We start from the raw sequence: 6,700 nt of genomic DNA, 5'->3' as shown, positions 1-6,700 counted from the left end.
CGCGAATGCGCAGTGTCAGTCACCCAATCCAGTACTGACAGACCCCATTCGCGAGCAAGCCCGCTCCCACCTTTCGCCCCTGCTCCACCCCTTACAGCCGATTCGGCTGCCTTACCCACCTTTTCAGCTTTCCCGGCTGAGCCACCCCTTCGTTTCAGCCGGGATTCATCTCGCACAAGCGACAAAATAGCGCCACTGCTCAACCCCATGGATCCGTGCACCCATGCAAACCACCAACACCGTCCTGATGATTCGCCCGGCGCGCTTTGCCTTCAACCCGGACACCGCGATCAACAACCGTTTCCAGCGCCCGCCCCTTGACCCGCTCAGTGCACAGCACAAAGCGCTGGAAGAGTTCGATGGCTATGTCGACACGCTGCGCCAGCATGGCGTGGAAGTCCTGGTGGTGCAGGACACGCCGGCGCCCCACACCCCCGATTCGATTTTCCCCAACAACTGGTGGAGCAGCCACGCCGACGGCAGCCTGGTGCTGTATCCGATGGAAGGCCAGAACCGACGACTGGAGCGCAACAAAGGTGTGCTGCAAGTGCTGGAACAGCGCTTTGCGATCAAGCACACCATCGACCTGAGTCACCTCGAACAACAGAACATCTTCCTCGAAGGCACCGGCAGCATGGTGCTCGACCGCCAGCATCGCATCAGCTACGCCTGCCACTCCGGGCGCACCCACCACGACGCCCTGCGCCAGTTCGCCGAACGCCTCGACTACCAACTGTGCGTGTTCCACGCCGTCGACCGCCACCACGCGCCGATCTACCACAGCAACGTGATGATGAGCGTCGGCCGCGACCTCTCGGTGGTGTGCCTGCAAGCCCTGCCCCATGCCGACGAGCGCCAGGCCCTGGAACGCTCCCTGCGTGACACCGGCAAAGACATCCTCGCCCTCGACTTCGACCAGCTCGAAGCCTTCGCCGGCAACATGCTTGAAGTCCACGACCGCGACGGCCAGCCGCTGCTGGTGATGTCGGCCAGCGCCTGGGGTGCCCTGCAACCGGCCCAGCGCGCCCACGTGGAACGCCACACCCGGCCGGTGGTGGTGAACATCGACAACATCGAACGCATCGGCGGCGGCAGTGCCCGCTGCATGCTGGCCGAAGTGCATCTGCCGGCCCGTCCCTCATTTCAATAAGGAGTCTTGCCATGACCCGTTATATCGACGTCAACGATCTCAGCTACCTGGTCTCGCAAAAAGGCCTGCAAACCTGCATCACCGAGATGGCCGAGTACATCCGCGCCGACTACCTGCGCTGGCAGGATTTCGAGAAGTGCGCGCGCCTGGCCAACCACTCGCCGGACGGTGTGATCGAGCTGATGCCGGTCTCGGACGCCTCGCTGTATGCCTTCAAGTACGTCAACGGCCACCCGAAGAACACCCTGGCCGGAATGCTCACCGTCATGGCCTTCGGCGCCCTGGGTGACGTCGACACCGGCAAGCCGGTGCTGCTGGCGGAGATGACCCTGACCACGGCAATCCGTACCGCCGCGACGTCGGCGCTGGTCGCCCGCTACCTGGCCCGCGACAACAGCCGCAGCATGGCGTTGATCGGCAATGGCTCGCAAAGTGAGTTCCAGGCCCTGGCCTTCCACGCCATGCTCGGCATCAACGAAATCCGCCTGTTCGATATCGACCCCAAGGCCACCGCCAAGCTGGCGGCCAACCTCAAGGCCTTCCCGGCGATCAAAGTGATCCTCGCCGGCAGCGTGGCGGAAGCGGTCAAGGGTGCGGACATCGTCACCACCGTCACTGCCGACAAGGCCTACGCCACCATCCTCACCGATGACATGATCGAACCCGGCATGCACCTCAACGCCGTGGGCGGCGACTGCCCGGGCAAGACCGAGCTGGACCGACGTATCGTCGAGCGCGCCCGCGTGATCGTCGAGTACGAACCGCAAAGCCGTATCGAAGGTGAAATCCAGCACATGCCGGAAGATTCGCCGGTGACCGAGCTGTGGCAGGTGATCAACGGCCAACAGCCCGGCCGCGAGAATGCGCGCCAGGTGACCCTGTTCGATTCGGTCGGTTTTGCCATCGAAGACTACTCGGCCCTGCGCTACGTCCTGGACGTGGCCAAGGCGCTGGACGTGGGCAGCGAACTGGAACTGGTACCGGACCTCGCCGACCCGAAAGACCTGTTTGCGCGCTTGGCCCAACAACCCCGCGTACAGCAGAAAAAGCGCGCCTGAGACCGCTCTGGCCTGCCGCTTTGCGCCGGGGGCAGGCCAGAATTGAGGGGGTCAAAAGCCGATTCAGCGGGTGCGGCAGCCGATTCCGCTGCATTGGCAGTTTTAACAGCGCAATTTGCGCTTTAACCCCCAACCAAACGACACAAAAAACGCACCACTATGAAGCATTCTCTGTGCCGAGCGGGTTGCCCGCCACGGGCAGTGAAGCTGCCCGTACATGCAACACGAACGACTCAAAAGACGCGGTGACAGGATTGAGGACTGCTGCGCAGTCCAAGGGGGGCGAGCCCCCTCGCCACGAAGAGCCCTGCACCCTGGAAAACATTGCTTGATCCGTTTACTGCCCTGACATCAATTACAAAATATAGGGAATACACATGACTCCACTGCGATCACTTTTCGCTGCATTGCTGTTGCCACTGTGTGCAACCGCTGCCCACGCCCAGGATTGGCAAGAAATCCGCTTCGGCGTATTCCCCGAGTATCCCCCCTTCGAATCCGTGGCCGCCGATGGCAGCCTGCAAGGCTTCGATATCGAATTGGGCAACGCCATCTGCGCCAAGCTCGAGGTCAAATGCACCTGGGTGCACAACGAATTCGACGGCATGATCCCGGCCCTGCGCGCGCGCAAATTCGACGCCATCATGTCGTCCATGGCCGTGACCCCGGCACGCGAGAAAGTCATCGACTTCAGCGACCGGCTGTTCCTCAGCCCAACGTCGGTGATCACCCGCAAAAACGCCGACTTTGGCGACACCCCGCAATCCCTCAACGGCAAGCAGGTCGGCGTGCTGCAAGGCTCGCTGCAGGAAGCTTACGCCCGCGCGCACCTGGCCAAGCTGGGTGCGCAGATCAAGGCGTACCAGTCCCAGGAGCAAAACTACGCCGACCTGCAGAACGGCCGCCTCGATGCCACCCTGACCGACAAGCTCGAAGCCCAGCTCAACTTCCTGTCCAAGCCTGAAGGCGCCGACTTCAAGACCGGCCCGGCCTTCAAGGACCCGACCCTGCCGCTGGACATCGCCATGGGCCTGCGCAAGAACGACCAGGCGTTGCGCGAGCTGATCAACAAAGGCATCGCCGCCGTCCAGGCCGATGGCACCTACGCCAAGATCCAGAAGAAGTACTTCGGCGACCAGGACATCTACAACGAGTGATGCCAACGCCTCACCCCTGTAGGACCTGGCTTGTGCGCAAGGGGCTTTACCGCCGATGACGGCGTGTCAGTCGACACCGGTATCGACTGACCCACTGCTATCGGGGGCAAGCCCCCCTCCCCCATCAGCCGGCTGCTACAAGGGTCGTCTGCGCCCTTTAGAGACTCTCCCATGAACGAACTCCTCAACCTGCAAGGCTACGGCCCGATGCTGGCCCAGGGCGCCTGGATGACGCTCAAGCTGGCGTTCCTCGCGCTGGCCCTGAGCCTCTCCCTCGGCCTGATCGCGGCTGGCGCCAAACTCTCCAGCGCCAAATGGCTAAGGGTGCCGGCCACGCTCTACACCACGCTGATCCGCAGCGTGCCGGACCTGGTGCTGATCCTGCTGATCTTCTACAGCCTGCAACTGTGGCTCAACGACCTCAGCGAAGTGTTCGGCTGGGATTACTTTGAAATCGACCCATTCACCGCCGGGGTGATCACCCTGGGCTTTATCTACGGCGCGTATTTCACCGAGAACTTTCGCGGTGCGATCCTCAGCGTGCCGATCGGCCAACTCGAAGCGGCCACCGCCTACGGCCTGAGCCGCTGGCAGCGCTTTCACCTGGTGCTGTTCCCGCAACTGATGCGCTTTGCCCTGCCGGGCCTGGGCAATAACTGGCTGGTGCTGCTCAAGTCCACCGCGCTGGTGTCGATCATCGGCCTGTCAGACCTGGTCAAGGCCGCGCAAAACGCTGGCAAGACCACCAACGAGCCGCTGTATTTCCTGATCCTCGCCGGCCTCGTGTACCTGGTGATCACCACCCTGTCCAACCGCATCTTCAAGCGCCTTGAGCGGCGCTACAACCTCGGTATCAAGGGGATGGCGCGATGATCGAACTGTTCCAGCAATACGGCCTGGCCTATCTGTTCAGTGATGGCGCGGGGCTGTCCGGCGTCGCCATGACCCTGTGGCTGTTCATTATCTCGGTGGTGTTCGGCTTCGTCCTGTCGATCCCGCTGGCACTCGCGCGCGTCTCGGAGCACTTCTGGCTGCGCTGGCCGGTGGAGGTCTATACCTACCTGTTTCGCGGCACGCCGCTGTATATCCAACTGCTGATTTGCTACACCGGGCTGTACAGCCTGGAGGTGGTGCAGGACAACGCCCTGCTCAACCAGTTTTTCCGCAACGCACTCAACTGCACCTTGCTGGCGTTCGTGCTGAATACCTGCGCCTACACCGTGGAAATCTTCGCCGGCGCGATCCGCAACATTCCCCATGGCGAAATCGAAGCCGCACGCGCCTACGGCCTGCACGGCTGGCGTCTCAACCTGTTTGTGGTGGTCCCCGCCGCCTTGCGCCGTGCGTTACCGGCCTACAGCAACGAAATGATCCTGATGCTGCACGCCACGTCGCTGGCGTTCACCGCCACCGTCGCCGACATCCTCAAGGTGGCCCGCGATGCCAACGCCGAGACGTTCCTGACGTTCCAGGCCTTCGGCATCGCCGCCCTGCTCTACATGCTGCTGTCCTTTGCACTGGTGGGCCTGTTCCGACTGGCCGAACGTCGCTGGATGCGTTTTCTTGTTCCTACCCGAGGCTAACCCATGAATCAGTCCGCGCAGGCCCTGGCCACTTATCCGGTCGACATGCCCGTCAGCAAAACTGCAACGGCGGCCGTCAAGCTGCAAGTCGAAGGCATCCATAAACGCTACGGCGAACACGAAGTGCTCAAGGGCGTGTCCCTCAACGCACGCAACGGCGATGTGATCAGCCTGATCGGCGCCAGTGGCTCGGGCAAGAGCACGATGCTGCGCTGCATCAACTTTCTCGAACAACCCGATGCCGGGGTGATCACCCTGGATGGCATCAGCATCGAAATGCGCCAGGGCCGCGCCGGCACCCGCGCGCCGCACCAGGAGCAACTGCAGAATCTGCGCACGCGCCTGGCCATGGTGTTCCAGCACTTCAACCTGTGGAGCCACATGACCGTGCTGGAAAACATCACCATGGCGCCGCGCCGGGTGCTTGGCGTGAGTGCCGCCGACGCGGAAAAACGTGCACGCATGTACCTCGACAAGGTCGGTCTGCCCGGCCGTGTGGCGGATCAATACCCGGCGTTCCTGTCCGGTGGCCAGCAGCAGCGCGTGGCTATCGCACGCGCATTGGCGATGGAGCCGGAAATCATTCTGTTCGATGAGCCGACGTCGGCACTCGACCCGGAACTTGTAGGAGAAGTCCTCAAAGTCATACAGACGTTGGCCGAGGAAGGTCGTACCATGCTGATGGTCACCCACGAGATGGGCTTTGCCCGCCAGGTGTCCAGCCAAGTGTTGTTTTTGCACCAGGGTCGGGTCGAGGAACAAGGCGGCGCCGAGATTCTCGACCACCCCAGCAGCGAGCGCTTGCAGCAATTTCTTTCCAACCGTTTGAAGTGAAACCCATGGATACCAAGGCCAACGGACCCCATTCTTCCCCTGCGCTGGACCGCATCGACGAGGCAATCATCGACGTACTGCGCCATCAGGGGCGTATCACCTACGAAAAGCTCTCGTCGCTGGTGCACCTCACGCCCAGGCCCTGCCTGGAACGGGTGCGCAAGCTGGAGCGACGCGGGGTGATCCGTGGATATGGGGCGATCATCGATGTGCAGATGGTCTCACCGGGGCTGTCGCTGCTGGTGCTGGTGGCCTTGTCCAACCAGAGTGGCCGCTCGGCGCAAAAGGCCTTCGAAGCCTGCATCAAGGCCTGTCCGCAGGTGTTCGAATGCCAGTTGATCAGCGGGCCGTTCGACTACAGCCTGCGCATGCGCTGCCGCGACATGGAGCACTACCGGGTGCTGACCGAGACCTGGTTGAACAATGATGAATTGCACATCGACAAACTGGTCGCGCACCCGGAATTGGCGGTGGTCAAGAACACCGCCACCGAACTGACCTGAGGCCCCACCTGCCAGGACCATGAAGATCCCGTATGTGTGTGTGTGTGTGTGGGATTGGGTGCCGACCAATATCCGAGCGGGCGATACAACCCGGTCCCACCCCGGAATACAACCAAAGGTGGGAGCGGGCTTGCTCGCGAAGGCGGTAGATCAGCCACCTTCTTCAGCGACTGATACACCGCCTTCGCGGGCAAGCCCGCTCCCACAGTTTTGATCACTGTTCGGGCTGGGGATTGGGGCTACATCCGAGCTGGCGACACAACCCGGTTCTGACCTTGGAATACAACCCAATGTGGGAGCGGGCTTGCTCGCGAAGGCGGTAGATCAGCCACCTTCTTCAGCGACTGATACACCGCTTTCGCGGGCACAACCCCCCCCCCCAATTTTGTTACATGTGGGGGGGGGGGGTTGGGGG

General features: G+C 62.1%; 7 protein-coding genes. All 7 read left to right on the top strand.

Going from position 1 to position 6,700, the window contains the following annotated elements; all coding sequences use genetic code 11:
* Positions 1-223 precede the first annotated feature (223 nt).
* A complete protein-coding gene (locus tag QMX97_RS31110; RefSeq protein WP_065903973.1) occupies positions 224-1,150 on the top strand; it encodes an arginine deiminase-related protein in 927 nt (308 codons plus the stop codon).
* 11 nt (positions 1,151-1,161) lie between these two features.
* The gene (locus tag QMX97_RS31105; RefSeq protein WP_065903976.1) at positions 1,162-2,208 is read left to right on the top strand and encodes an ornithine cyclodeaminase; all 1,047 of its coding nucleotides are present in this window, start codon (positions 1,162-1,164) and stop codon (positions 2,206-2,208) included.
* A gap of 377 nt (positions 2,209-2,585) precedes the next feature.
* Positions 2,586-3,365 carry an ABC transporter substrate-binding protein gene (locus QMX97_RS31100; RefSeq protein WP_106803317.1) on the top strand — a complete coding sequence of 260 codons (780 nt, stop codon included), beginning with the start codon at positions 2,586-2,588 and terminating at the stop codon, positions 3,363-3,365.
* A 171-nt stretch (positions 3,366-3,536) separates the two neighbouring features.
* On the top strand, positions 3,537-4,238 hold the full coding sequence (locus QMX97_RS31095) for an ABC transporter permease (RefSeq protein WP_282398189.1): 702 nt from the start codon (positions 3,537-3,539) through the stop codon (positions 4,236-4,238).
* Positions 4,235-4,948 carry an ABC transporter permease gene (locus QMX97_RS31090; RefSeq protein ID WP_065903984.1) on the top strand — a complete coding sequence of 238 codons (714 nt, stop codon included), beginning with the start codon at positions 4,235-4,237 and terminating at the stop codon, positions 4,946-4,948. Before QMX97_RS31095 ends, QMX97_RS31090 begins: the two co-directional genes overlap by 4 nt.
* A 45-nt stretch (positions 4,949-4,993) precedes the next feature.
* Positions 4,994-5,782, top strand: a complete 789-nt coding sequence (locus QMX97_RS31085; RefSeq protein ID WP_106805629.1) for an ATP-binding cassette domain-containing protein — start codon at positions 4,994-4,996, stop codon at positions 5,780-5,782.
* Positions 5,783-5,787: 5 nt separating this feature from the next.
* A complete protein-coding gene (locus QMX97_RS31080) occupies positions 5,788-6,285 on the top strand; it encodes an Lrp/AsnC family transcriptional regulator (protein ID WP_065903991.1) in 498 nt (165 codons plus the stop codon).
* The last annotated feature ends 415 nt before the right edge of the window (positions 6,286-6,700 follow it).

It is taken from the genome of Pseudomonas sp. PS01298, assembly GCF_029959745.1.
Taxonomy (GTDB): Bacteria; Pseudomonadota; Gammaproteobacteria; order Pseudomonadales; family Pseudomonadaceae; genus Aquipseudomonas; species Aquipseudomonas aylmerensis.
Note: the sequence above shows the minus strand (reverse complement) of the source record. Positions and strands in the feature narration are given on the sequence as shown.